This window comes from Prauserella cavernicola, assembly GCF_016595675.1.
Classification (GTDB): Bacteria; Actinomycetota; Actinomycetes; order Mycobacteriales; family Pseudonocardiaceae; genus Prauserella_A; species Prauserella_A cavernicola.
The window spans coordinates 50,695-74,640 of the sequence record NZ_JAENJH010000014.1 but is presented as its reverse complement, the minus strand read 5'-3'; the positions used below and the strand labels follow the sequence as shown (position 1 = coordinate 74,640).

Sequence of the window (23,946 nt, the reverse complement as noted above, 5' to 3'; positions counted from 1 at the left end):
GGGTTACCTCCTGGGTTGCGGGTCGGTGGCGAGCCGGTCGACGAGGTCGCGGACCGAGCCGGCGGCCGCCGGGTCCAGCACCGCCGCGGCGATCGCGCGTCCGGCGTCCTCGCCGTGCGACGGGGCCGTGTAGCCGAGGAACTTCGCGACCAGCTCCTCGTCGCTCAGGGGCGACCGGCAGTCACCCGCGGGCACGGTGACCAGGCGCGTGTACCGCGCACCATCGCGGGTGCCGAGCGTCACGCGGGTCGCGGTGTGCTCCGGGTACCGGGCGTCGAGCTCGTCGCTCGTTCGCATCCGCACCGTGTCCGCGAGGCGGTGCACTCCGGGATCGGTGACGGTCTCGGGGGAGTACTGTGCACCGCTCATCCCGCGGTGCACCACCGCTGCCGCCGCGACGTAGGGCAGGCTCAGCGTGCACCCGATCGTCGTCATTCCCGGGTGGACGGGCCGGTCGACGAGCTGCATCGCCACGCCGTAGGTCTCCACGTCGATGTCGTCGACCTGGTCCGGACTCAGGTCGTGCTCCCGGGCGAGCTCGGCGCAGGCCTGTGCCGCACCGTGGGTGTGCCGGCATCCGGCGAACAGCTTCTGATGGACGTCCAGCACGGTCCACTCGCTGCCGAGCGTGTCGGCGGCGAGGCCGCCGCGGTCCCCGCCGAGCAGCGAGACCAGCCCGCGTGGGCCGTCCACCGCCTCTCTCCAGCCGGTGAGTCCGGCCTCCGCATGCAGCGCACCCTCCACACCCGCGCGCGCCAGCTGTCCCGCGAAGGCCGGTTTGCTCGTCGGGCCCGCGAAGATGGATTCGATCAGGACGGCGGGCACGAAAAAGGCGGTGGCACCGAGCGCGTCCTCGATCCGTTCGGGCGGAAGGCGGAGCAGCCTGGCGCATCCGGCCGCGGCACCGAACGCGGCAGCCGTCGGGAACCAGCCCCGCTGGGTCGCCTGTGGATGCAGCGCGCGGCCGATCCGATTGGCGATCTCGTAGGCGACGACCGCCGCCGTGAGCAGTTCGCGCACCGTACGGTCGCGGCTTTCGGCGACGGCCACGAGAGCGGGCAGCGTGTGGGACGGATGGAATCCGCCGAAGCGGTAGCCGTCCTGGTGCTCAAGGACGTCGGCGGCGGCGCCGTTGCAGAACGCCGCATCCGGTTCCGGTGCCGCGAAACCGCCGCCGAGCACGGTCGCGGCAGGCCGGCCGCCGCGGGCGCGGACGAGCTCGACGACGGACCTGGCCTCCGGTACCGCCATGCCGCCCAGCACCGTGCCGAGGTGGTCGAGCAGCAGCCTGCGGGCCGTGCTCGCGACCTCGGCGGGCACGGCGTCGACGTCGACGGTCGCGGCGAACCGGGCCATGGCCTGCGCGGTCGTCACGCGTGCCCGCCCAGCGCACCGCGCAGGGAGCCGACGATCTCCCCGAAACGCGGCTCGTTGGCCACGCTCAACGGCCGTGGACGGGGGAAGTCGACCTCGATCACGTCTTGGATCCGGCCGGGACGCTGGGACAGCAGAACGATCCGGTCCGCGAGGAACACCGCTTCCGAGATCGAGTGGGTCACCAGCACGATCGTCTTGGCGGTCTCCAGCCACAGATCCTGCAACTGCACGTTCATCTGGTCGCGCGTCATCGCGTCGAGCGCACCGAACGGTTCGTCCATCAGCAGAATCGACGGATCGTGGATCAGGGCGCGGGCGATCGCGACGCGCTGTTGCATACCGCCGGAGAGCTGTTTCGGGTAGTGGCCCAGGAAGTCGCCGAGGCCGACCATCTGTGCCATGTCGGCGGCCCGCTTCCTCCGTTCGTGCTTCGGCACCCGGAGTACCTCGAGCGGCAGCGCGATGTTCGCCCACACCTTCCGCCAGGGCATCAGGTTGGCCTGCTGGAAGACGAAGCCGAGTGAACCCAGTGCGTCGCGTTTCGGCTCGGTGTCACCGCTGGTGAACAGCGGCCGGTCCCCGATGGTGATCGTGCCCTCGGTCGGCGCGTGCAGACCGGCCAGCATCCGCAGCAGGGTGGTCTTGCCGCACCCCGACGGTCCCAACAGGACGATGAACTCGCCGGGTTTGACTTCCAGGTCGGTCGGCAGCAGGGCCTGCACCGGCCCCGCTCCGGACGCGTACGTCTTCGCCACGCCCTGTACGGAGATCGCCGCACCGCCGGTGTCGCGCGCGGCCGCGGTGTCGGCGGCTGTGCCGGAGGGGATGTCCGTAGCGCTCATGGTTGCTCCAAGTCTCGATCCTGGTTTCGGCTCGCCGCGGACGTCACCGGGAGTAGGCGTTTCTGGCGAGTTCGTGCCAGGTGCCGCCCGCGGGCGGTTCGCGATACGTCGTCGTGGTCGGGCCGTCGGACCGGATCAGTGACATGGTTCCCGACCGGCTGTACAGCGGCCCGTGGAACACGTCGGGTGAACGGAAGAAGTAACCGCCCTCCCGGATCACACCCCGCGAGCCCATCAACACGTCCCCGTGGATCTTGAACGACTCCTCGTAGACCGGATGCGACTCTTCCTCCTCGCAGTGCCAGCCCGGCATCATCGCGGCGAGATAGATGTTCACGCCGTCGCCCTGCCGCAGGCGCTTGACCATCGCGCCCGGATGCAGGGCAACGTCACCGCTCCAGCCCGCGGGCTCCCATTCCATGGTCTCCGGCCGCAGATGCCGCAGCCCCGCGCCGTCCCCGGAACCCGCGGTGAGCGCCGAAGGGCCCCAGAATCCACAGTAGAGGGCCAGGCCGCGCACGGACGGCCGGATGTCGATTCCGGTTCCCGCGGGCACGTGGACGAAGTCACCGGTGAGCAGCTCCTGCCCGCCGATGGTTCCCTCGCCCGCGTGGACGTAGAGGTCCACATCGGATGCGAGAATCCCGGACTGCCTGTCCCGGACCCGGATGATCGCCGTCTCGGCACCGTCGGATTCGTCCCGGCTGAGGACTTGTTTGCGTCCTCCGCCGAGTGCGCCGAACATGCCCTCCGGAATCGGATCCCACGGAACCTCCTGGGTGTGGATGAAGTCCACGTCCGTTCTCTGCCACATCACATACTCCCGGGGTCGTGTGGTTCTCCCGCCAGCTTGCGGCCGAGCATGCGCCCGAAGCTGAGCGCCGGCGTCACGCTCATACCGCTGACGAAGGACTTGCCGGACATCGAGCTGCCGCCGATGGCCTCACCCGCCGCGTACAGGTTCGCGAATGCGCCGTCCGACCCGAGCACCCGCAGGGAGTGGTCGACGGCGAGCCCCGCGGGGCTCTTCAGCGTCGTGCCGTGGTTGCGGACGGCGTAGAACGGTGGCGTGCCGATCGGGGCGGGGAAGTGCCTGCGGCCGAACTCGTCGCCACCGGACTCGACGGCATCGTTGTACGCCGCGACGGTCGCGCGCAGTCCGTTGGCGTCGATACCGGCCGCCGCGGCCAGAGCGCCGACGTCACCGGCCCGCGCGAACGACGGATGCCGGTCGAACGCCGCCTCGAGGTCGAGATCCGACCACGTGGGCAGCAACGGCGGCGCGGCGCGGCGGATCGCCTCGTCGTAGATGATCCAGAACTCCAGCCGCGGCTGTTCGAGCAGCGCGGTCTCCCGGACGTCGACGCTGTGGGAGTCCTCGGCCACGAACCGCGTGCCGTGCCGGTTCACGTGGATCTCCCACGGCGGCCGTTGCTGCGGGGTCAGCGACGGGTAGTCGTCGAGTCCCTCGGTCTCGTGCGTGCTGTCGGCCAGCAGCACGCCGCCGTAGGTGGGCAGGAACAGGTCCTGTCCCCGGACCTGCGCACCCACGTCGGTCGCGGCGAGGATGCCCCGGCCGGTGGACGTCGGTGAGCCCGGTCCGACCAGTGGCGCACCCCGGGTGAGGGCGGGGAAGAGCTCGGCGTTGCCGGAGTAACCTCCGGTCGTCAGGATCACCGCGGCGGCGTCGAGATCGGTCGTCGTGCCGTCGGGCGTCCGCAGCGTCACACCGGCGATCCGCTGCGCGCCGTCCTTGCGCAGGGCGGTCATCGTGGTGTGCAGGCGCAGATCGATCGCACCGTCGGCGCACGCCCGCTCGAACCTCGGCAGCAGCACCTCCAGCACCGACCGGCCCGCGTTCCGACCCCAGTAGGTGCGGGGGATCGAGTACGGCTCGTGGAAGTGCAGAATCGCCGGCGCGTCGGGGTGTATGTCGAACCGGGCGTTCATCAGCCAGTCGACCGTCGCGGGCGCATGCTCGACCGCCAGCCGGACCAGCTCGGGGTCCGCGGTCTGCTTGCTGATCCGCATCGCGTCCTCGAAGTGCAGGCGGGGACTGTCGAGGATTCCCTTGCGGCGCTGCAACTCGGTGCCACCGGCGGAAAGCTGGGCCCACGAACGCCACAGGGTGCCGCCGACCTGGTCGGCCTGCTCCACCACCGTGACCCGCAGTCCGTGCTCCGCCGCCTCGATGGCAGCGGGCAGTCCCGCCGTGCCGGCGCCGACGATGACGACGTCGGGCGCCGGATGGCCGTCTGTCCGCCCGGTCACAGCCGCTCCAGGACGGAGGTGGTGACGAAGTCGCTCAGCGGTCGTTCGGTGTCCTCGATGATTCCCGACTTCCGCATCAGCTCGATCGCCGATTCCCACGCCGCCATGTCGATGTCGAGGAAGTCACCGGATTTCGGGGTGGACAGCTTCGCGAATCCCTCGATCTTCATCTTCGCGAGCTCGGTGTCACTGACCTCGGTCTTGTTGTACGCGGCCATCGCCGAGATGACCTTGTCCTCGTTCTCCGGGTCCGCGACGAACTCGAAGCCCTTGCGCGAGGCACGGAGGAACCCGGCGATCGCGTCGCCCTGCTCGTCGAGGTCGGACCTCTTCACGAAGTACGAATCCCCGGGCATCTTCGCGAACTCGTCGGTGTTGAGGTAATGCAGCTCCTTGCCCATCTTCCGCAACGCGGTCTCGGAGCCGATGAACGTGATGAACCCGTCGACCTCTCCGCGTTCGAGGAACTCCAGTGAGCTGACGTCGCTGCCCGTGACGACCTTGCTGACCTTGCCGGGGTCGAGACCGACCGCCACGGACATCGCGTCGAGCAGCAGCTCGGTCGCGCCGCCCTTCGAGATGACACCGATGGTCTTGCCCTGCCACTGGTTCGGGTGCGTCAGCGGGTTGTCCGGCGAGGAGGCCACGCTGTACTGGCTCACCTGGTCGCCGACGGCGACGGTGATGATGTCGGCGCCCTGGTCGGCGATCATGGGGCAGGTGACGACTGCGGCCGCCTTGCCGAACGTGCCCTGCCCGGCGAGGATCTGCGATGCCGAGCTGGCGGTTCCGGTCCCGCCCACCGGCTCCACCCGGAGGCCCTCGGCCTCGAAGTACCCCTCCTGGATCGCGACGTAGACGTCGGAGTAAGTGAGGATGTGCTGGAAGGGCGTGACGAACACGAGCTCCTGCAGGCCGTCGGCACTCTCGCTCTGGGAACTTCCGGGTGCACAGCTCATCAGGAACTGCCCGCCCGCCATCGTGGTGACCGCGAAGAGCCCGGTCCTGGTCAGAAATGTACGACGATCCATTGTTTCCACTCCCGGAAGGATTCAGAGCGCGGTGGCGCGGCCCGAGGACTCGTGCCACGGAATGGCGTAGCGGCGAACGCCCGCGACGATCGCGTAGAGCAGGAATCCGAGCAGCGTCATGATGATGACCACGGCGAAGAGCTGGTCCGTGCGCAAGGCCGACAGCATCACCGTTGCCATGGCGCCGAGCCCCTGGTCACCGCCGAGGTACTCGCCGACGATCGCGCCGGTGATCGCGAACACGATGCCCAGCTCGACACCGGTGAGCACATAGGGCAGTGAGGACGGGATGTCCAGGGAGATCACGCGCTTCCACCACGGTGCGCGGATGACGCGCATCAGGTCTCGATGACCCTGGTCGATCGAGCGGATGCCCAGGATGGTGTTCTGCATCATCACGAAGAAGGCGATGATCGCGGCCATGAAGATCTTCGAGGCCAGGCCGAATCCGAACCACAGCAGCAACAGCGGCACGATCGCGACCTTCGGCACGACCTGGGTCGCGACCAGGAACGGCGAGAGAATCCGTTCCAGGGTCCTCGCACGGCCGAGGACGATCCCCAGTGCGATGCCGACGACGGCCGCCAGTGCGAAGCCGACCACCGTCTCGTACAGCGTGACGTACGTGGCCTGCCAGACACTCGCGTCGCCGAGCAGCTGCACGAGCGCGATGCCGACCTTCTCCGGCGGCGGCAGGATCAGTTCACCGACTCCGGAGACGACGGTGTAGAGCTTCCACAGCCCGAGGAAGGCGATGAGGATCAGGGGTGTCGTGATCCAGAGGATCCTGGAACCGGATCCGCGCCGCGGTGTGACCGGACTGGTCGTCTCGTCGGTCAACGGCCTCGTAGCGGTCATGCATACCTCCGTGGGACGAAGCACGGGAATCCTTGTACCGCTCGGCGGAACGTTGGTCCCAGGTGGACTCATCCTCAGTGGACGACAGGTGCAAGGAGACCGTAAGGGTCAATGCGCAAGAAACGAATAGGGATCCCGGAACGTTTGCACATCCGAAACATTCATGTATCGCTGTGCGGAACGGAGCTACGGTGCGTGATATTCGGGGACCCCGCGAAGTCGCCGTCCCGCGCGAATGTCCACAGGAGATAATCCACTCAGGACCCGATACGCGGGCATAGGTCGGCGGGGGAGCGGTATCGCGCTGTCAGGCGTGGTGCCCGAGCCGGGTGGAGAGTTCCCGGGTGGCGTGGCCGACCAGCTGGCCGTACCGCTCGATGAGGTCGTCGCGCATGCGGGCGAGTGGGATGCAGATGGACATGCAGCCGAAGACCCGGCCGGTGCCGTCGAAGACCGGAGCGGCGACGGAACCGGCGTCCAGCTGGCGTTCGCCCTTCGTGGCCAGGTAGCCGCGACGCCGTGTCCGCCGCATCTCGGCGAGCAGGCCGGCCTTGCTCATGATGGTGACGAAGCCGTCGAACTGCCGGTCGTAGTAAGCCTCGATCTCGGCGTCCGGCAGCGCGGCGAGGATCGCCTTCGACGATGCGCCGACATGTAACGGAAACATCCCGCCGATCGGGACGGACATGCGGAACTCGCTCGGCGAGAGCACCTGGGACACGTACATGCGCTGATCGCCGCAGCGCATCGAGAGCGCGGCGGTCTCCCCGGTGTCGGCCACCATCTCCTCGAGATACGGACGCGCCGGATCGGCCACGTCCAGGCGCGCTGTCGCGGCGAGTCCGATGCTCAGCGCTCCCGGTCCCAGGCGGTATCGCCTGGTGGCCGGGTCGTACTCGAAGAATCCCGATTCCGTCAGTGTGCGCACGACCCGGTGCACGACCGCCTTGCCCAGCCCGAGCGAACGGGCCAACTCGGTGACCCCGACGTCGCGCTGGCCGGAGTGGGCCACGGCGAAGATGATCCGCATTGCACGCTGGAGGCCCTTGCCGGCATGGGAATCACGCGCCTCGTCCGGTTCGACGGGTGCCGCGATGGAGGCCGGGTGACCGTCCGTAGCAGACACGTCTCAGCCCAGTCCGGTTGTCAGCACGGGGAAACCGGGCCGGTTCCGCCACCGGTTCACAGTGGCCGTGTCGGCCGGGCGTGCTAGAAAACGGTCATGGAAGATGTGACGCTGGTCGTCGGCGGCGACGGCGGAATCGGACGGGCTTGCGCGGAGTGGTTCCGTGCTCGAGGCGAGCACGTGGTGGTCATTGATCGTGCCCGGGGGCACGACGCCTGCGATCCGGACTCCGTACGCGACGCCCTCGGCGACGTGACCGGCCTGCGCTGCGTCGTCCACGCCGCCGGGTCGGTGGGCAGTGGCGGAATCGATGAGGGGACACCGTCCCAGTGGCGGCGGGTGTTCGAGGACAACCTGGTGTCGGCGCTGGTCGTGGCGCAGGTGTCGGTGCCACTGCTCGCCGAGGGCGGATCGATGGTGCTGTTCGGCTCGGTGAACGGGCGCCACGGTGGGAACCGGTTGTCCGGCCCCGCCTACGCGACGGCGAAGGCGGGTATCGTCGGTCTCACGCGCCACCTCGCCAAGGACCAGGCTGCCCGCGATGTCCGGGTCAATGCGATCGCTCCGGGTCCGGTGCGGACACCGATGCTGGACCGACTGTCCACGGAGGACATCACCACTCTGCGGGATTCCATACCACTGGGCAGAATCACGACGGCCGACGAGATAGCGGGCACGGTGGGATGGCTTTGCTCGCCCGCTGCCGCCTCCGTCACGGGTGCGGTCATCGACGTCAACGGCGGGCTGTGGATGGGCTGACGGCCCGTTCTCGGCGTCCGGACTGCGGGCCGGTGCAGGGGAGGACGTCGCGCGGACGGCGCGCGAAGGCCGGGAGGCGCACCGCACGGTGGTCAGCGGGAGCCGGATGTCCGGGGCGGAAGCGTGGTTCGGGCGCACGGGCGTCATCGACGAGGCGGGAGGCATGGGGTGGTACCTGCCTTTCGTGCCGTTCACGATTCGCGGATCCAGCGGCCCGTGTTTCTGTTACCGGAACATCCCTGTGTATCAAGTTGACGTTTGCGACACGTTCGCATCGGAGTGACTCCCAAGTCAAGATGTTGCAGCACATTGCGGCGCTGAACGGTGCGCTCGTTCGGGAACGTTCCACGGAGTCAATGTTCCCGCATGCGGAACGTGACGCGGGGCGGGCCGAGCTCAGCCCTTCCGGCGGGCGGCGTGGGTTTCGCCGAGCCAGCTCTCGCTGCGGCTGATCTCGTCGGCGGCCGTCGTGACGAGCTCCTGGTACCGGCCGCATTCGGCGTCGGTGAAGCGGTAATCCGGTCCGCATACGCTGATCGCGCCGCACACGCTCTCGTCCGGCCCGAACAGCGGCGCGGCCACCGATCCCGAACCCGACTGGCGTTCGCCGACGGTCACGGCGACACCGGCGGCGGCGATGTCGGCGAGTTCCTGGCGGAGCTGCCCCTCGGTGTGGACCGTGCGTTCGGTGAGCGAGGGCAGCGGGCCCGCGAGTACCGCCTCGCGGGCTTCGGCGGACAGGTGCGCGAGGATCACCTTGCCGGATGCGCCCGCATGCAACGGAAACCGCCTGCCGATCTCGACGGTCATCTTGATCTCGCGCGGGCTCTCGAACTGCTCGACGTACACCCGCTGGTCGCCGACCAGACTGGACAGCGTCGTCGTTTCGCCGGTCTCGTCGCGGAGTCTGCGCAGCACCGGCCGTGCGGCGGCCCTGGCATCGAACCGCGAGAGCGCGGTCGCGCCGATCGCCACGGCCGCGGGGCCGAGCCGGTAGCCGCCGGTCCGCGTCCCGGCCGTGAGCATGTGACGGGACACGAGGGACTGCAGGATGCGGTAGACGACCGCCTTGGACAGCCCGAGATTCCTGCTGATCTCGCTCACTCCGAGCTGTGCGGGGCCGCCGGCGAATTGCAGCAGCACGTCGGCCACCCGCCCCGCGGCCTCCGTGCCGGTGCCGCCGTCCTGGCCCGTGATGTACTGGCTGGTCATCGCTGTGCCCCTCGGAGTTCGCGGCGGAGAACCGGATCGCGTCGGTCGTGCCCGGCAGTGCGGGCCTCGAACGTCTCTGCTGTTCGCATGGGTCCCGAGCCCCGCTTCGGGCGTCTGCGCCTGAGGGTCAACTGTCTACCGGAAACCGTGCTGACCGGGCAACCGTTCCGGTCGCGGCCGGTTCGTATCCTGTGACCGGGTCTGGCCGAACGCCGGGCTCAGGCAGGCGCGCGGTGAGCCCCGTCCGCCGTCCCGCACCTCCTCCGTCGCCGTTGTCAGCGGGCGGCGGGCAGGAACTCGAAGTTCTCGATCGTGAACTTGTTGTCGGTGCCAGTCTCGTTCTCGTCGAGGTGCGGCGAGCACGTCGATACCTGCACGGTCTTGTCGGCAGGCATGACACGCATGTGGCTCAGGAAGCCGTTGGAATCGGCGTTGTGAGGTTCCTGGTGCTGGGTGGGGCAGAACACGCCGCTGATGGAACACCTCGCCAGCCACGGTATCCGGACGGTGACTTGGTCAAATACGACGCTCACTTCCTCCAGAAGTTCGCCGGTCTCGTCGCCGAGCCCGGATATCGGGACAAGCTCACGGGCGACATCGCGACGCGCTTCGAGCTGACTTCGGCCTTCCTGGACGACCACGCCATGGGACCGTGGTCCCAGCGCTGGGTCGACGACCTCCGCGCGGTGATCGACGCGATCGAGGCCGGATCCGTCCTCGGCGCCGCCGCGGACGTCGCCACGGCGAGCGGCACCTCGTCGCTCGGCGTGCTCGGCATGTCGTTCGGCGCCGCTGCCGCTGCTTCCACCGCACAGCAGGACCGCCGGGTGCGGGCGGTGGTGAACCTCGATGGCGGGCAGTTCCTCTCCGACCTGCTCGACGTCGACATCCGGGTGCCGTTGCTACAGCTGGCCAGCGACCTGCGCGGCCAGCTGCGGGCCATGGGCATCCCGGACGTCACCACCATCGACGCCAACGAGTTCTTCTTCGAACCGCTGCACACCGCCGGTACCAGACGCGACGTGCACCGCCTCTGGGTCCAAGACCTCACCCACCTGGAACTGGCCGACTTCCTGCTGATTCCGGCCGAGGAACGCGCCGGAGTCCTGCCAGGAGGCGGAAAAGCGGATCCGCAACGCACGGTCGACCTGCTGAACTCCTTTGTCCGAGGGCATTTCGACTCGATCCTGAGGGGAGCCGACAACAGCTTCCCCCAGCGGCAACTCGGCGAGTTCCCGGAGGTCGAGGCGATCGACCTGAGCCCCGTCCGCGACTGGGCGCGATCCCGGCGGGCACACCGTGCCCCTCCTCCCACGACGGCGTGACGAGCTCCGGCGGGACGCGCCAACGGGTCTCGCCGGCCGCTCGGTGGCGATCGGCGACCGCGACACACATCCACCGTCGGCGGCGCCAGCATCAGAGGATTCGACTGCTGGTTGAGCGGCATCGTCCTCGATCGCCGAGAAGCCGCCATCGCTGTCCCCGCCCGGCTAAAACGACGTAGCGCCATTCCACAGCGGGAATCAGAGTCGCGGCAGGTCAGCCTTTTCCTTCGCGGACATCCTTCCCCTGTTCGGCGAACGCCTTGAAATCCTGCATGTGCTGTTGCGACTGCTTGTGGAAGGCGCTGGGCATGAGACGGCCCATCAGCCGCATCAGCAGACCACTGAACTGAAATTCGCTCTCGCTCTCCCAGAGCGTCGTCTCTGGACTGGCTTCGGTCAGCCGATCCCGCACGACGCTCGACATGCCCGCGCCGACAGTCTCTCTGTCGAAGTGAACGACGATCTCTTTGGGGATTCCGTGCAGGTCTGCCGGATCCCGGCGCGTGATCGTTTCGGTGCACTCGATCTTCCGCTTCCCCGACTGCAACACGACCCGCGACTTGGTGCCGACCTGCCCGTGTTTCCCATTCACGGGCTCGTGCAGCACCATCCCTCGCAGCCACATCGGTAGGTGTGCCGGGTCGGCGAGCAGCTGCGCCACCTTCTCTCGCGGCAGGGCGATCTCGATCGAGTTGGTGTACTTCATGGCGCTAATTCCTTCTGTGCAGGGGAAGATGCTGTTGTGCTGATCGGCTTGCTCCTCGGCGGTACAGCAGGCCCCAGGAACGCCGGTCAGCCCAGCGCATCGGGGAAGTCAGGTCGGGTCAGGTGCGTAGAACTTGGTGGTGGCCTCGACCGCGGCCGCGACGTGCTCCGGTTCGCCACCGGCGGCCAGGTGAGCCTCGCCCCAGGCCGCGGCGCTGCGTCGGATGAACTCGCGCCCTTCGGGCGACTTCTCGACCACCTCGTGGTCGGCGGTCTCGCCACCGGCCAACAGCTGGGCCAAGGTGAGGAGAGCCAGGTCCCAGCCAACGCCGCCGGCACCGGGGCCGTAGGTCGGGAAGAGGGGCTCATCGACGATCGCTGCGTGGATCAGCGCGAATTCGGTGTCGCCGGTCGGGCCCGGGACCAGGCGCACTTCCACCTCGCTCGTGCCGGGCCAAGCGTCGGCGTCCGGCCCGTAGAGCCAGGACACCTTCAGTAGACGCGGCGGCTCGCACCGGAGGATCTCGCCGTGCTCACCACCGTCCAGCTCGAACTTCCCGCCAAGCCGCAGGTCCCCGGTGACCGGTTTCAACCAGCGATGCAGCCGCTCGGGGCTGGTCAGGGCGTCCCAGACGTCGTCGATCTGCGCGTCGTATCGACGCCGCAGCTCGATGGTGTACGCGTCTCCGGCGGGCACACTGCCTGTGCCCATCGCCCGGCGCGCGGCGGCCAGTTCATCCAATACGTCTTTCATGTCATGTTCCCTTAGCTGATGGATCGGCCTGGGTCCGAGCTGCACGCCTGCCCCTGGCCAGCTCGGTTTCCAGGGCGTCGAGGCGTTGTTCCCAGAACCGGCGAAACCGGTCCAGCCATGCGTCGACCTCGGTCAGCGGCTCGGGTTCGACGGTGTAGAACCGGCGAGCGCCTTCAGTCCGCACCGACGCGAACCCGCTGTCACGCAGCACGCGCAGATGCTGTGAGACGGCCGGCTGGGAGAGCCCGAATTCGGCCCGGATCACGTCCGTGATCGCGCCAGAGGTCTGCTCACCGTCGGCGAGCAGCTCCAGAATGCGCCGGCGTCGAGGGTCGCCGAGGATGTCGAACGCGTGCACGAACACGGATTGTACCCGTCACTACTTATATAAGTCAATACTGGTATGCCAGGCGTCCTGGCAGGGGAGGAAGTCGGCCCGCTGGATCATCGAACGCGCCATGGCCTGGTTTCGCGTGGGATCCGCACCGGGCGGATTCCGATTCCCGCGCTCGCGCCGGTCATCGTCGAGACACACGTAGGAGTCGAAGGCGTGAACAAGGGGTCGCCAGCAGGTGCCACCGGCATGACTGCGACGCCACATTTCCGGTCGCTGCGCGCCGCGTGAGATGGGCGTCGCCACCGCCGCGCATCGCTGGCGTCGACCCGCGGGTACGAGGTTGGCCCCGCCAGGCGACCGGACCACGTCTGCGGTGCTCATCTGCCGCCGATCCAGCGCGAGCCGCGCGAACACCACCAGCGCCAGGGCGTCGTGACGCAGGTGCGGAGCCCGATTGCTCAGGTCAAAGGACTCCTCGGCCGCTGGAACTGTCCACACTGGCCGATCGACACGGCAAGTCCACCGCGTAGCTCGTGCTCTGGTGACACCTCCAGCTCGGCAACGTCGTGTTCCCGAAGTCGAACCACCCGGAACGGATGAAGGAACTTCGACGTTGTCGACTTCGTCCTTACCGGGCACGACTTCGCCGCGATCGAGAGCCTGCACCCGACTCGGACCAGACCTTCTCCGGGCTCAGAGAGTCTCGGTCACGGGCGTGCTCGCGCGGTCCAGCCGCTCGAGTGCCTCTGCGGGCAGGTTCAAGGTCGCGGAGGTGAGCAGGGCGCCGAGTTGCTCCACGACGCGGGCGCTGGCCAGCGGGGCGGCGACACCGGGACGGGACCGCAGCCAGGCCAGTGCGACCGCGGCGGGCTCGGCGCCGACCTGCTCGGCGACCGCCACCAGCTCGCCGACGACGTCGAAGGTGCCGGCCCGGAGGTAGCGCGTGACCTGACGTTCGCGATCGGCGTCCGCGATCGCGTCGCGATCCGCGTACTTGCCGGTGAGCAGCCCCGCGGCCAGCCCGAAGTAGGGGAACACCGCAAGCTGGTGCTTCTCGGCGAGCGGGGCGTAGCCGGACTCGTACTCCGCCCGGTGCAACAGGTTGTAGTGCGGTTGCAGGGCCACCGGGGCGGCGACGCCGAGCCCGCCCGCGACGGAGATCCACTTGTCGATCCGCTCGGGGGAGTAGTTAGAGAGCCCGACCTGGCGGACCTTGCCCTGGTCGACGAGCGCGGCGAAGGCGGCGACCGTCTCCTCCAGTGGAGTCTCGGAGTCGTCGAAGTGGGCGTAGTAGAGGTCGATGTGGTCCGTGCGCAGCCGTCGCAGCGACGCGTCGGCGGCGGCGACGACGTTCGCGGCGGAGAGCCCCCGGTAGGCGGGGTGGCTGCTCACCTTGGTCGCGAGCAGAACGTCGTCGCGACGCCCTCGGGTACTGAACCACGCGCCGATGACGGTCTCCGACTCTCCACCCTCGTTGCCGGGCACCCAGTGGGAGTACCCGTCGGCGGTGTCGACCAGGGTGCCGCCGGCGTCGAGGAAGGCATCGAGCACGGCGAAGGAGGTCGGTTCGTCGCTGGTCCAGCCGAACGTGTTGCCACCGAGCGCCAGCGGCAGTGCGTCGAGTCGGGTGGAGCCGAGGAAGGTCATGAATGTCCTCACGAGGATCGGTCGCCGGTGCGGCGAGTGCGGTTATCGGTGGCCGACGACATGGCGGGTGCGGTCGCGTGGGCCAGGATCGTCGCCCAGCCGGGGAGTACTCGGTTCTCGTAGCCTGCGGACCATCGCGCGGCGTTGGCTCTGGTCACGGTACAAGTGGGCGGGACGACCTCCGATGGAACCGGCTCGCCGCCGAGGTGCCGGACGAGGCCCTCCAGCGCCGCCGCCACCATGCCGGGGGCGTCGAAGGCCGCCGTCGCGACCAGGTGACCGGCCCGCACCGCGGCGACTCCCGCGGGTGTCGCGTTGATTCCGGCGACGGTGAGGGCGTGCTCCCGGGTGGACAGTGCGTCGAGCACGCCCATGGCCATGAAGTCGTTCGCCGCCAGATTCCCGTCGAGGTCCGGGACGGCATCGAGCGAGCGGGCCGTGAGGCTGCGGGCGGGAGCACGCAGGAAAGCGCCGTCGCCACGCGACACCACCCGGACGTCCGGGTACTCGGCTAGGGTGTCGTGAAATCCGTTCGCGCGGGGCCGAGCCTTGGCGCTCAACGCGTTTCCATCGAGGATGCCGATCCGCCCACGTCCGCCGAGCGCCGTGCAGAAGGCCTGTGCGAGGTCGCGGCTCATCGCCCGGTCGTCCGAGCCGACAGTGAGCACCGCCCGCTGCGGTGTCGTGCGGCCGACGGCCAGCGCCGTCGGCACCCCCGCCTCGGCGAGCGCGGCCAAGGCGGGCTCGAGGCGGCGGGTGTGCGCCGGGACGAGCAGCACGGCCGAGGGCGGCTCCGCCACCAGGTTCCGCAGCAACGCCAGCTGTTCGTCGACGTCGTCGGGAGTGCGGGGCACAGCCGGGGTGAGCCGGACGCCGAGTCGCCGGGCGGTGCGCTCGGCCGCAGCGACGGCGCCACGGAAGGCGGGGTTCACGTCGTTCTTGCCGACGAGCGCGACGGTCGGCGTCCGACCCCGGTTCACCGGACCGAGCCTGCCTGCCCTGCCGCGTCGCCCGCCGGCCGGGCCGCAGCGGCGGGGTCGCGGCGGGTGACCCTGGGCAGCAGGAACGCGCTCAGTGCGGCGAGCACCGACGTCGCGGCGAATGTGTAGATCCCTGCCGTGACCGTGCCCGTGGCGTCTTCGACGAAGCCGAACAGTGTCGGGGCGACGAAGCCGCCGACATTGCCCATCGCCGTGATAAGGGCCAGGCCCGCCGCTGCGATCCGGACGTCGAGCAGCCGCTGGGAGATCGCGACGGTGATGGCGTTGACGCTCTTGAAGCCGATCGCGGCCAGTGACAGCGCGGCCATCTGCAACACCGGATTGCCCAGAGTCGACACGTACATCCCGATGGAGGCGAGGACGAAGCACGCAGAGATGAGGGGACGCCGGTCCGTGACGCGGTCGGAGGAACGGCCGAACAACCACATGCCGCCCATGGCGACCACCCACGGGATGGAGGAGATCAGTCCGACCTCGATGTCCGAGAGCCCGCCGAAGCCGTGCACGATCGTCGGCAGCCAGAAGGTCGTGGCGTAGATCAGCGTGACACCGCTGAAGTAGAGCCAGGCCAGGAGCACCACGCTCGGCTTCATCAGCAGGGACCAGACCGAAGGCTTGGCTGGGCCGTGTCCCCGGTCGCGTTCGGCCTGCTCCTGGCGCAGTTCCTCGGCGAGCGCGGACTTCTCGGCCGCGCTGAGCCAGGGGACCTCCTGCACGGAGTTCATGGTCAACCGGTACATCAGCGGGGCGAACACCAGTGCCATCCCGCCCTGGATGGCGAACATCCATTGCCAGCCGGTGACCCCGGCGAACCCGTCCATGCCGAGCAGAAGACCGGAGAAGGGGCCCGCGATGATCGTCGCGAACGCGGAGCCCATGAGGAAGATCGACACGGCGCGGCCCCGGTGGCTGTTCGGCAGTACCTGGCTCAACAGCAGGTAGACGCCGGGAACGAAGCCCGCTTCGGCAACACCCAGCAGGAAGCGCAGCACGAAGAACGAGACCTCACCCTGCACCAGCGCCATCGCGACGCTGACCACGCCCCAGCTGACCATGATCCGGGTCAACCATGCCTTGGCACCGACCCTGCGCATCAGCAGATTGCTGGGCACTTCGAACAGCGCGTAGGCGATGAAGAAGATCCCCGCGCCGATGCCGTAGGCGGCAGCGCCGATCCCGAGATCGGCCTCGAGGGCTTCCCTGGCATAGCCGACGTTGACGCGGTCGATGTAGGCGATGACGAACGCGGCGGTCGTGAGCGGAACGACACGGCGGAACATCTTGGCCGCCCCCGACTGCAGCGGGGATATGTCCACTTCGGATGTGCGCATCGACGCTCCTTTGGGTCGGGCCTCGCGGCCGCGGCGGTCGAGGACGTTGACCGCCGGTGCCACGGTTGCATAGGGTTTCGCGACAGGCAAGGGATTGGTTATTGCGCAACGAAAGGTGGTGGGCGATGCATCGCATCGGCCTGGTCGGCACGGGACGGATCGCGCACTGGCACGTCGCGGGGATCCGGGAGGTGCTGGGTGCGGATCCAGGGCATCCCGGCGAGGCGGCCACCCCGGCCCGGCCGGCGCGGGCCGCCAGAGCGGTGATCACCGCCGTGTGCGACCCGGACGAGGGCGTCCGGACCGCCTTCGCCGAGCGGCACGGGATCGCAAGCCGGTTCGCCACCGTCGCGGACCTGGTGGCGAGCGGCGAGGTGGACGTCGTCATCGACGTGACCCCGCCCTCGGCCAGGCCCGACGTGGTGCCCGTCGTGTTGGAGGCAGGGCTGCCGATCCTGGTCGAGAAGCCTTTCGGCAACTCGGCGATCGAGGCGCTCGGCTACACCGAACTCGCGCGGCGTCAGGGCGTTCCGCTCGCGGTGAACCAGAACTTCCGCTGGTTCCCCGAGATCGAGGCGACCAAGGCGGCGCTCGCGGACCCGGACTTCGGCTCGCTGCGCTATCTGCACCACAGCAACTTCCAGGACCGCGTGCTGCCCGAGGGGGACTGGCGGGCCAGGGACGAGCGCCTCGAACTGGCGATCTTCGGCGTGCACATCCTTGATCGGGTGCTCTGGCTCGCCGACCGGCCCCCGGTCGCCGTCAGCGCTGTGCTGCGCCGCAGCCCGAGTCTCGGTTACCAGGGTGAGCTGTTCACGGCGATCCAGCTCTTCTTCGCCGACGACCTGGTGGCGTCGATGACCTCCAGCTGGCTCTCCGCCGGGCTGCCGGAGGCGCGGCTGCGCGTCGACGGCGAGCACGCGAGCATCGAGGCCACCCGCTGGCACGCTGCCCGAGGGGACGCTCGATGGTCTCTCGGCTACCGCGGAGCGGACCCGGTGTCGCGCTACTACCGTGACACCGGGCATTTCGCACCCGCTTTCGGCACCAGTCTGGCCAGGTTGCTCGACGCGATCGAGACGGGCACCGAGCCGGTGCACAGCGGCCGGAACAACCTGCGCACCATCGGCGCGCTCGACGCGGCGTACCTCTCGGCCTCCCGTGGGGGCGCGATCACCACGCTCGAGGAGGTGGGGCTCGACCCGGCGGCCCTGCTGCCGGGCGTACCCGTGGGATGACCACGCGCCGCACGGGGCCGGGCCCGCGAGGTGACCCGGCCCCGTCGAGGTCAGGCGAGCGCGCTCATCGGCTCACCAGCTCCTGGAGAGCGACGACGTAGCCATGGGACTTCAGGCCGCACAGGTAGACGTCGGCGAGATCGGCGAACAGATCCACCGAGTCGTACTTGAAGTACGCGGACATGTGCACCACCGCGACCGGGAGGTCGGCGTCGGAGAGGGTGTCGTAGAGGGACTTGCCGTAGGTGGTCAGCCCGGCCGGATTGACGATCACCCCAGCGACCTCGTCCTGCACCGTGCGGAACCAGTCGATCAGCGCACCCTCGTGGTTGGACTGAACGTGCACCGCCTCGACGCCCAGCTCGTCCGCGGCCTTGTCGATCTCCGCGGTGACGTCGTCGAGGGTCCGCGTTCCGTAGCGCTCGGGCTTGCGCCGCCCGAGCCGGTCCAGGTTCGGTCCCTGGATCACGGCGATCTTCATGCGTGCTGCTCCTTCCCGCCCGAGGACGACGGATCGGCGTCGGTGAGTGCGAAGTGGAGGGTGTAGACGGAGCGCGCGGCGGAGCGCACGCCCGCGATCGCGCCGAACTCGGCCACCAGTGCGTCGGCGGCGGCGACGGCGTCCTCGCGGCGGAGGCTCTCGACCATGGCCACGGCGGCGAAGGGCTCCTGGCCCGCGCCCGCGTTCCCGCGCAACCTGCTCTCGGTGGTCTGCCTGCCGAGTCTGCTCGTGTCGTAGGTGCCGGTGTGCGCCCCGACGAGGCCCGCGGCGCCGTCCGCGGCTCCGGTCACCTTGCCGACGACCGCCTCGATGTCGGCGGGGTCGGGCTCGCCGTAGAGCCGCACGGTGGCCAGATGGCCGCCGGTGCCGGTCCCCGCGGTGCTGCGCAGGACGCACATCGATCGCAGGTAGTTCCGGAACGAGCCCATGTTCTGTGCGCTCCACCGGGTCGGGCTGTCGAGGTGGGCGAGGTACTCGGCGCCGTCGAGGACGGTGAGGTCGTCGATCTCGTAGAGGCAGAAGTAGGGGTGCTCGGGGTCGGTGGGATCGAGCCAGCGCCGGGCCCGGCGGAAGCCGGGGGTGGCGATGCGCTCGGGAATGTGCTCGGCCGAGTGCCAGTGGCTCCAGGCCTCGTGGGTGCCGTCGGCGAGGTCGTTCCAGATCGCGAGGAACGCGCGTCCGATGAGGGCCATGATCGTCCTTTCTGGTCAGTAGTCCGGCCAGCCGAAGGCCGGTTCGGGATGTGGCAGGGGCGGCAGCGCCCAGGTGGCGACGGCGGGCGGGTGAACGGCGTCGTCGACCCGCACGTCGACCACAACGGGAGCGGGGGAGGCGAGTGCGGTTTCCAGCGCCGGGCCGAGATCGGCGGGATGGGTCACGGTGATGCCCTCGCCGCCCATCGACCTGGCCATGGCAGCGAAGTCGGTGCGGTGCGGCTCGCCGGTCGCGGCGATGCGGAACGTGGTGGCGAGCTCGCGGTCGGCGCCGAAGTACGCGTGCTGCTGGTCGCGGATCGACATGTACCCGCCGTTGTTCCAGACCAGCCACACGGCCGGGATCGCGTACTGCACCGCGGTCGCGACCACGCTCGGCAACATGAGGAACCCGCCGTCCCCGACGACCGCCACGGCGGCGCGCTCGGGGGCGGCGAGGTGGGCACCGAGCACCCCGGCCGGGCCGAAGCCCATCGAGGCGAATCCCCAGCTCTGCAGGAGAGTTCCGTGCTCGACGGGCCACTCCTGCACGATCCAGTTGTGGTGCACGCCCACGTCGCTGACCAGGATCGCGTCGGCTGGCAGCACTCCGCGCAGGTCCGCGAGCACCCGCTCGGGCCGGATGGGTACGGCGTCGCTGCTGCGGTGCGGCGCGACGTGCGCTTCCCACTCCCGTCGCCACCGCGCTGTCCGGTCCAGCCAGGCGTGCCTGCTCGGCGGCACCTGCCGGGGAACAGCGGCGGCCAGCTGGCGCAGCACTTCGCGCGGGCTCGCCGGGATCCCCACGGTGGGCGGGAAGTTGCGGCCGATCTCCAGGGGATCGACATGCACGTGGACCAACCGGGACTTGGGGAACGAGTAGGTGTAGCCCGGCAGCCACGAGCTGGTGGACCGGTCGTCGAACCGGGTCCCGAACGCGAGGACGAGATCGGCGTTGCGGGTGGCGCGGTTAGCCTGCAGCGTCCCGTTGCGGCCAGCGGCGCCGAGCGCGAGGGCGTGGCCGGAGGGCAGCGCCGGCTTGCCCAGCGGCGAGGTGACCACCGGCGCCTGGACGAGTTCGGCGAACGCCGCGAGCTCGGCCCTGGCCTCGTCCGTCTCGACCCCCGAACCCGCCACGATCACCACCCGCTCCGACTCGGCGAGCAGCTCGAGCACGGCGTCGACCTGCTCTGCGGCGGCGCCGGTGCGGGCGGCCGTGGTACCCGCCCACCCGGAGGTGTCGGCATCGGTCCGTTCGACGAACACGTCCAGCGGGACGTCCAGGTGCACCGGCCCGGGCCTGCCACCGCGCATCGTGTCGAAGGCCTGGCGCAGCATGACCGGCAGCTGCTCCGGGCGGGTGGCCTGGAAGCTGCGCTTGACGTAGGGCTTCACCACGCTGGGGAAGTCGGCCTGGAAGTGCCGCCCGGACTCCTGGAACGGCCCTCGGCTGAACTGGCTCGTGGCCACGTTGCCGGTGATGGCGAGAAAGGCCGAGTCGTCCATCAGGGCCGATCCGAGCGCGACCGGCAGGTTCGCCGAGCCCGGCCCGCACGAGGTGAACGTGGCCAGCGGGCGGTGCCGGATGCGGTAGTAGGCGTCGGCGACGAACCCCGCCGCCGACTCGTGGTGCATCGAGATCGTCGCGATCTCGTCCTGGCGGTCGTGAAGTGCGTCGAGCAGCCCGAGGTCCCCGTGCCCGCACAGGCCGACCACGTAGGGGACGTTCTCCCGGACCAGGTGCTCGACGATGACCTCGGCTCCGCTACGGGACATCGGCGACTCCTTCATCGTCGTACGTTGCATATAAGCCAACCCCTTGTCTCATGCGAGACAATAGGTAGTCTCGGGGTGACGACGCAAGGAGGGCCTCGATGACGGTGACCCGACCGACAACCCGATCCGCCTCCGCGGAGACCGGGGTGCTGATCGACGGCGAATGGCAACGAACCCGCGCGACCTTCCCGGTCCGCGACAAGTTCACCGGCGAGGTGCTGGCCGAGCTCGCGCAGGCCGCGCCGGAGCAGGTCGCGGAAGCGGTCACGGTGGCATCCAGGGCGAGCCGAGTGCCGCTGCCGCCAGCCGACCGCGAACGGATCCTGCGCCGCGCCGCGGAACTGGTGGCCGACAGAGCCGTCGATCTGAGGGAGACCTACGTCGCCGAGACCGGGTTCACGCCCGCGGACGCGGACGGCGAGATCGCCCGCACCGCCGAGCTGTTCCGGCTCTGCTCCGGCGAGGCCGTGCGGGTCGCGGGGGAACAGGTACCGGTCGAGGCGACCCCCGGCAGCGAGCACCGGCTCGCGTTCACGATCCGCGTCCCGGTGGGTGTGGTGGGAGCCATCGCGCCGTTCAACGCTCCGCTCTCGACGGTCGTGCACAAGGTCGGCCCCGCGATCGCGGCCGGCAACGCCGTGGTGCTCAAACCCGCCGAGCAGACCCCGCTGTCCGCCCTCGCCGTCGCCCGGATCCTGCTCGACGCGGGCCTGCCTGCTGGACTGCTGCAGGTGGTCTGCGGGCCGGGAGAGACGACCGGTGACGCGCTGGTCAGGGACAGCCGGATCCGGTTCTTCACCTTCACCGGCTCCACGGCCGTCGGCAGGAGGATCAAGGCGGCGTCCGGGCTTGCTCGGCTGCACCTGGAGCTGGGGTCCAACAGCGCGTCGATTGTCGCCGCCGACGCCGACCTAGACCTGGTCGCGCGCCTGGTGCGGCGGGCGGGCTTTCGGAAGGCGGGCCAGGTGTGCACGAGCGTGCAGCGGCTGCTGGTGGACCGGCGGGTCGCGGACGAGCTCGCCGAGCGGCTGAGCCGCGCCGTCGCGGAACTGCGTGCCGGAGACCCACGGGACCCGGCGACGGACGTCGGCCCGCTCATCGACGCAGCCGAGGCACGGCGGGCGGGCGATTGGGTCGCCGAGGCGGGGGGCGCCGTCGTCGGCGGAGCGGTGGACGGTGCGGTGCTACGGCCCGCACTGGTGGTCGATCCCGCGCCCGGGTCGCGGCTGCTGGAACACGAGGCGTTCGCACCGGTCGTGGCGCTGGTCCCGGTCGACGGCCCCGACGAGGCGGCCCGGATCGTCGACGAGGGCCCTTACGGCCTGCAGACCGGCGTGTTCACCCGCGACCTCGACCGGGCCTTCCATCTGGCCCGCACGCTGCGGGTCGGCGGCGTGATCGTCAACGACACTTCCAGCTACCACGCCGACCTCATGCCCTACGGCGGTGTGAAGGACAGCGGCCTCGGCGTGGAGGGTCCGCGCTACGCCGTCCAGGACATGACCGATCCCAAGATCATCGTGCTCAACCTGCGCCGACCGGAGGACTCGTGACCAACGTCGAGGACCACTACGACTGCCTCGTCGCCGGTTCGGGCGCGGCGGGACTCATGGCCGCGATCACGGCCGCGAGTGCTGGGCTCCGCGTACTCGTCGCGGAGAGCGGTGCGGAACTCGGCGGCACCACCGCGCTGTCCGGCGGCCGGGTCTGGATCCCCGGCTACCGGTCCGCGGCGGACACCGTGGAAGCGGGCATTCGTTACCTGGCACAGGTTTACGACCCGGCGCACCCGGAGTTCGTCGAGGCGCTCGCGCACACCGCACCCGAGATGGCGGAGTTCGTTGAGCGGACCACCCCGCACCGGTGGCGAGTGTGCCCGAACTACCCGGACTACCTGCAGCACCTCGATGGCGCGACCGCGGGCGGGCGCTGCTTCGACATGGAGCCGATCACGCTCGGCAACCTGGTCCCACAGGCCGGGCAGATCCGCGTCGCCCCGGGATACCGCCCGATCACCCACGCCGAGTGGGAACGCTGGCGGCGCCCTGATCGGTTCGACCACGCCTTACTCGAGCGTCGGATGGCTGCGGGCATCCGCACCGGAGGCCCGGCGTTGGCGGCGGCGCTCATCGACGGCGCGGTGCGGGCCGGGGTGCGAATCGTCGCCTCCTGTGAGGTCACCGGCCTGCGTGAGGACAAAGAGGACCTGGTCGTGACGCTCGGCGGGGCCCGCCAAGTGCGCGCCGGCGCGGTAGTCCTCGCGACCGGCGGCTACGACCGCGACGACGCCCATCGCGGCCGCATGCCATCCGCCTTGGCCGTGTCCGCTTCGGCGCCGGGCTGCACCGGAGCCTCGCTGGAGCTTGCCGAGCGGCTCGGCGCCGCGATCGACGACACCGGCGAGGGCTGGTGGATGCCGATGACCCAGGTGCCGGGCGAGAGCGTCGACGGGGCCGCCTACCCACGTTCCCTGGTGCGGGAGCGTGGGGTGCCCCGGCAGATCGTGGTCGACGCCGACGGACGCCGGTTCCTCAACGAGGCACTGCCGTACAACGAGATCGGCAAGGCGCTGCATGCCCACGGCGGGACCGCCCACCTTGTGGTCGACGAGGGCTTCCGGCGGCGTTATCCCCTGCCGGGGCTGCCCGCCGACGGCCCCGTGCCACCGCACGTGGCCCAGGGCGCCGACCTGCGCGAGCTGGCACTGGCGGCGGGGATCGACCCGGACGGCCTCACCGAGACCGTGGCGAGGTGGAACGGTGTGTGCGCCGAGGGCCAGGACCACGACCACGGTCGCGGCGAGTCGATCTACGACCGTTACTACGGCGACCCGGACCTGGCGCACGCGCCGAACCTCGGACCGCTCGACCGCCCGCCGTTCTACGCCATCCGGCTGCTGCCCGGCACGATCGGCTCCAAGGGCGGTCCCCGGACCTCGGTGGACGGTGAGGTCCTGCGCCCGGACGGGACCTCCATCCCTGGCCTCTACGCTGCGGGCAACGCGGCGGCCGCCTGGACCGGTGACGGCTACCCCGGTCCTGGGGCGACGCTCGCCGTGGGGATGACCTTCGGGTACCGCGCGGGCCGGGCGATCGCGCGCCGGGCCGGCAGCAGTACGCTCGACGCCGTCGTGAAAAGCGGATCACCGTCATGGTGAGCCGC

At 69.8% G+C, this 23,946-nt stretch carries 22 protein-coding genes; 5 read left to right on the top strand and 17 right to left on the bottom strand.

Features of this window, described 5'->3' with window-relative positions; genetic code table 11:
* Nucleotides 1-3: 3 nt before the first annotated feature.
* The 7 genes from JHE00_RS33070 to JHE00_RS33040 all read right to left on the bottom strand — a co-directional run bounded on the left by JHE00_RS33070 (nt 4) and on the right by JHE00_RS33040 (nt 7,409).
* Nucleotides 4-1,374 (bottom strand): MmgE/PrpD family protein, encoded by a 1,371-nt coding sequence (locus JHE00_RS33070; RefSeq protein WP_200325888.1) that lies wholly within the window; start codon nt 1,372-1,374, stop codon nt 4-6.
* Nucleotides 1,371-2,219, bottom strand: a complete 849-nt coding sequence (locus tag JHE00_RS33065) for an ABC transporter ATP-binding protein (protein ID WP_200325886.1) — start codon at nt 2,217-2,219, stop codon at nt 1,371-1,373. The genes JHE00_RS33070 and JHE00_RS33065 overlap by 4 nt, the downstream gene beginning before the upstream one ends.
* Nucleotides 2,220-2,262: 43 nt before the next feature.
* Nucleotides 2,263-3,033, bottom strand: a complete 771-nt coding sequence (locus JHE00_RS33060) for a hypothetical protein (protein ID WP_200325884.1) — start codon at nt 3,031-3,033, stop codon at nt 2,263-2,265.
* Nucleotides 3,033-4,490: an FAD-dependent oxidoreductase gene (locus JHE00_RS33055; RefSeq protein ID WP_200325882.1), complete on the bottom strand. Its 1,458-nt coding sequence runs from the start codon at nt 4,488-4,490 to the stop codon at nt 3,033-3,035. The genes JHE00_RS33060 and JHE00_RS33055 overlap by 1 nt, the downstream gene beginning before the upstream one ends.
* Nucleotides 4,487-5,521 carry an ABC transporter substrate-binding protein gene (locus JHE00_RS33050; protein ID WP_200325880.1) on the bottom strand — a complete coding sequence of 345 codons (1,035 nt, stop codon included), beginning with the start codon at nt 5,519-5,521 and terminating at the stop codon, nt 4,487-4,489. Before JHE00_RS33050 ends, JHE00_RS33055 begins: the two co-directional genes overlap by 4 nt.
* Before the next feature lie 21 nt (nt 5,522-5,542).
* On the bottom strand, nt 5,543-6,379 hold the full coding sequence (locus tag JHE00_RS33045; RefSeq protein ID WP_230425445.1) for an ABC transporter permease: 837 nt from the start codon (nt 6,377-6,379) through the stop codon (nt 5,543-5,545).
* Between the two features lie 307 nt (nt 6,380-6,686).
* Nucleotides 6,687-7,409: an IclR family transcriptional regulator gene (locus tag JHE00_RS33040; protein ID WP_230425444.1), complete on the bottom strand. Its 723-nt coding sequence runs from the start codon at nt 7,407-7,409 to the stop codon at nt 6,687-6,689.
* A 192-nt stretch (nt 7,410-7,601) separates the two neighbouring features.
* Here JHE00_RS33040 and JHE00_RS33035 point away from each other — a divergent pair, with 192 nt between their 5' ends.
* A complete protein-coding gene (locus JHE00_RS33035; RefSeq protein WP_200325876.1) occupies nt 7,602-8,264 on the top strand; it encodes an SDR family NAD(P)-dependent oxidoreductase in 663 nt (220 codons plus the stop codon).
* Between the two features lie 396 nt (nt 8,265-8,660).
* On the opposite strand, the gene JHE00_RS33030 is transcribed toward JHE00_RS33035, so the two are convergent.
* Nucleotides 8,661-9,476 (bottom strand): IclR family transcriptional regulator, encoded by an 816-nt coding sequence (locus JHE00_RS33030; protein ID WP_200325874.1) that lies wholly within the window; start codon nt 9,474-9,476, stop codon nt 8,661-8,663.
* 512 nt (nt 9,477-9,988) lie between these two features.
* Between JHE00_RS33030 and JHE00_RS33025 the strand changes: the two genes are divergently transcribed.
* A complete protein-coding gene (locus JHE00_RS33025; protein WP_200325872.1) occupies nt 9,989-10,801 on the top strand; it encodes an alpha/beta hydrolase in 813 nt (270 codons plus the stop codon).
* 214 nt (nt 10,802-11,015) lie between these two features.
* Here JHE00_RS33025 and JHE00_RS33020 read toward each other — a convergent pair whose 3' ends face one another.
* The 6 genes from JHE00_RS33020 to JHE00_RS32995 form a co-directional block, all read right to left on the bottom strand.
* Nucleotides 11,016-11,507: an SRPBCC family protein gene (locus tag JHE00_RS33020; RefSeq protein WP_200325870.1), complete on the bottom strand. Its 492-nt coding sequence runs from the start codon at nt 11,505-11,507 to the stop codon at nt 11,016-11,018.
* Between the two features lie 108 nt (nt 11,508-11,615).
* On the bottom strand, nt 11,616-12,260 hold the full coding sequence (locus JHE00_RS33015) for an SRPBCC domain-containing protein (RefSeq protein WP_230425443.1): 645 nt from the start codon (nt 12,258-12,260) through the stop codon (nt 11,616-11,618).
* 1 nt (nt 12,261) lies between these two features.
* Complete coding sequence (locus JHE00_RS33010) at nt 12,262-12,618, bottom strand: ArsR/SmtB family transcription factor (protein ID WP_200325868.1); 357 nt, start codon at nt 12,616-12,618, stop codon at nt 12,262-12,264.
* 672 nt (nt 12,619-13,290) lie between these two features.
* Nucleotides 13,291-14,244, bottom strand: coding sequence for an aldo/keto reductase (locus tag JHE00_RS33005; RefSeq protein ID WP_200325866.1), 954 nt, complete (start codon nt 14,242-14,244; stop codon nt 13,291-13,293).
* An 8-nt stretch (nt 14,245-14,252) separates the two neighbouring features.
* A complete protein-coding gene (locus JHE00_RS33000) occupies nt 14,253-15,224 on the bottom strand; it encodes a sugar ABC transporter substrate-binding protein (protein WP_200325864.1) in 972 nt (323 codons plus the stop codon).
* Nucleotides 15,221-16,576, bottom strand: coding sequence for an MFS transporter (locus JHE00_RS32995; RefSeq protein WP_200325862.1), 1,356 nt, complete (start codon nt 16,574-16,576; stop codon nt 15,221-15,223). The genes JHE00_RS33000 and JHE00_RS32995 overlap by 4 nt, the downstream gene beginning before the upstream one ends.
* A gap of 125 nt (nt 16,577-16,701) precedes the next feature.
* On the opposite strand from JHE00_RS32995, the gene JHE00_RS32990 reads away from it, so the two are divergent.
* Nucleotides 16,702-17,814, top strand: coding sequence for a Gfo/Idh/MocA family protein (locus JHE00_RS32990; RefSeq protein ID WP_200325860.1), 1,113 nt, complete (start codon nt 16,702-16,704; stop codon nt 17,812-17,814).
* Nucleotides 17,815-17,878: 64 nt separating this feature from the next.
* Here the strand turns inward: JHE00_RS32990 and JHE00_RS32985 are convergent, their stop codons facing one another.
* Genes JHE00_RS32985 through JHE00_RS32975 form a run of 3 tightly spaced genes read right to left on the bottom strand, consistent with a single transcriptional unit; the run spans nt 17,879 to nt 20,784 of the window.
* On the bottom strand, nt 17,879-18,295 hold the full coding sequence (locus tag JHE00_RS32985) for a type II 3-dehydroquinate dehydratase (protein WP_200325858.1): 417 nt from the start codon (nt 18,293-18,295) through the stop codon (nt 17,879-17,881).
* Nucleotides 18,292-19,008: a hypothetical protein gene (locus JHE00_RS32980; protein WP_200325856.1), complete on the bottom strand. Its 717-nt coding sequence runs from the start codon at nt 19,006-19,008 to the stop codon at nt 18,292-18,294. Before JHE00_RS32980 ends, JHE00_RS32985 begins: the two co-directional genes overlap by 4 nt.
* Nucleotides 19,009-19,023: 15 nt before the next feature.
* The gene (locus tag JHE00_RS32975) at nt 19,024-20,784 is read right to left on the bottom strand and encodes a thiamine pyrophosphate-binding protein (RefSeq protein WP_200325853.1); all 1,761 of its coding nucleotides are present in this window, start codon (nt 20,782-20,784) and stop codon (nt 19,024-19,026) included.
* Nucleotides 20,785-20,882: 98 nt separating this feature from the next.
* Here JHE00_RS32975 and JHE00_RS32970 point away from each other — a divergent pair, with 98 nt between their 5' ends.
* Nucleotides 20,883-22,337, top strand: coding sequence for an aldehyde dehydrogenase family protein (locus JHE00_RS32970; RefSeq protein WP_200325851.1), 1,455 nt, complete (start codon nt 20,883-20,885; stop codon nt 22,335-22,337).
* Nucleotides 22,334-23,941 (top strand): FAD-dependent oxidoreductase, encoded by a 1,608-nt coding sequence (locus JHE00_RS32965; protein WP_200325849.1) that lies wholly within the window; start codon nt 22,334-22,336, stop codon nt 23,939-23,941. Before JHE00_RS32970 ends, JHE00_RS32965 begins: the two co-directional genes overlap by 4 nt.
* The last annotated feature ends 5 nt before the right edge of the window (nt 23,942-23,946 follow it).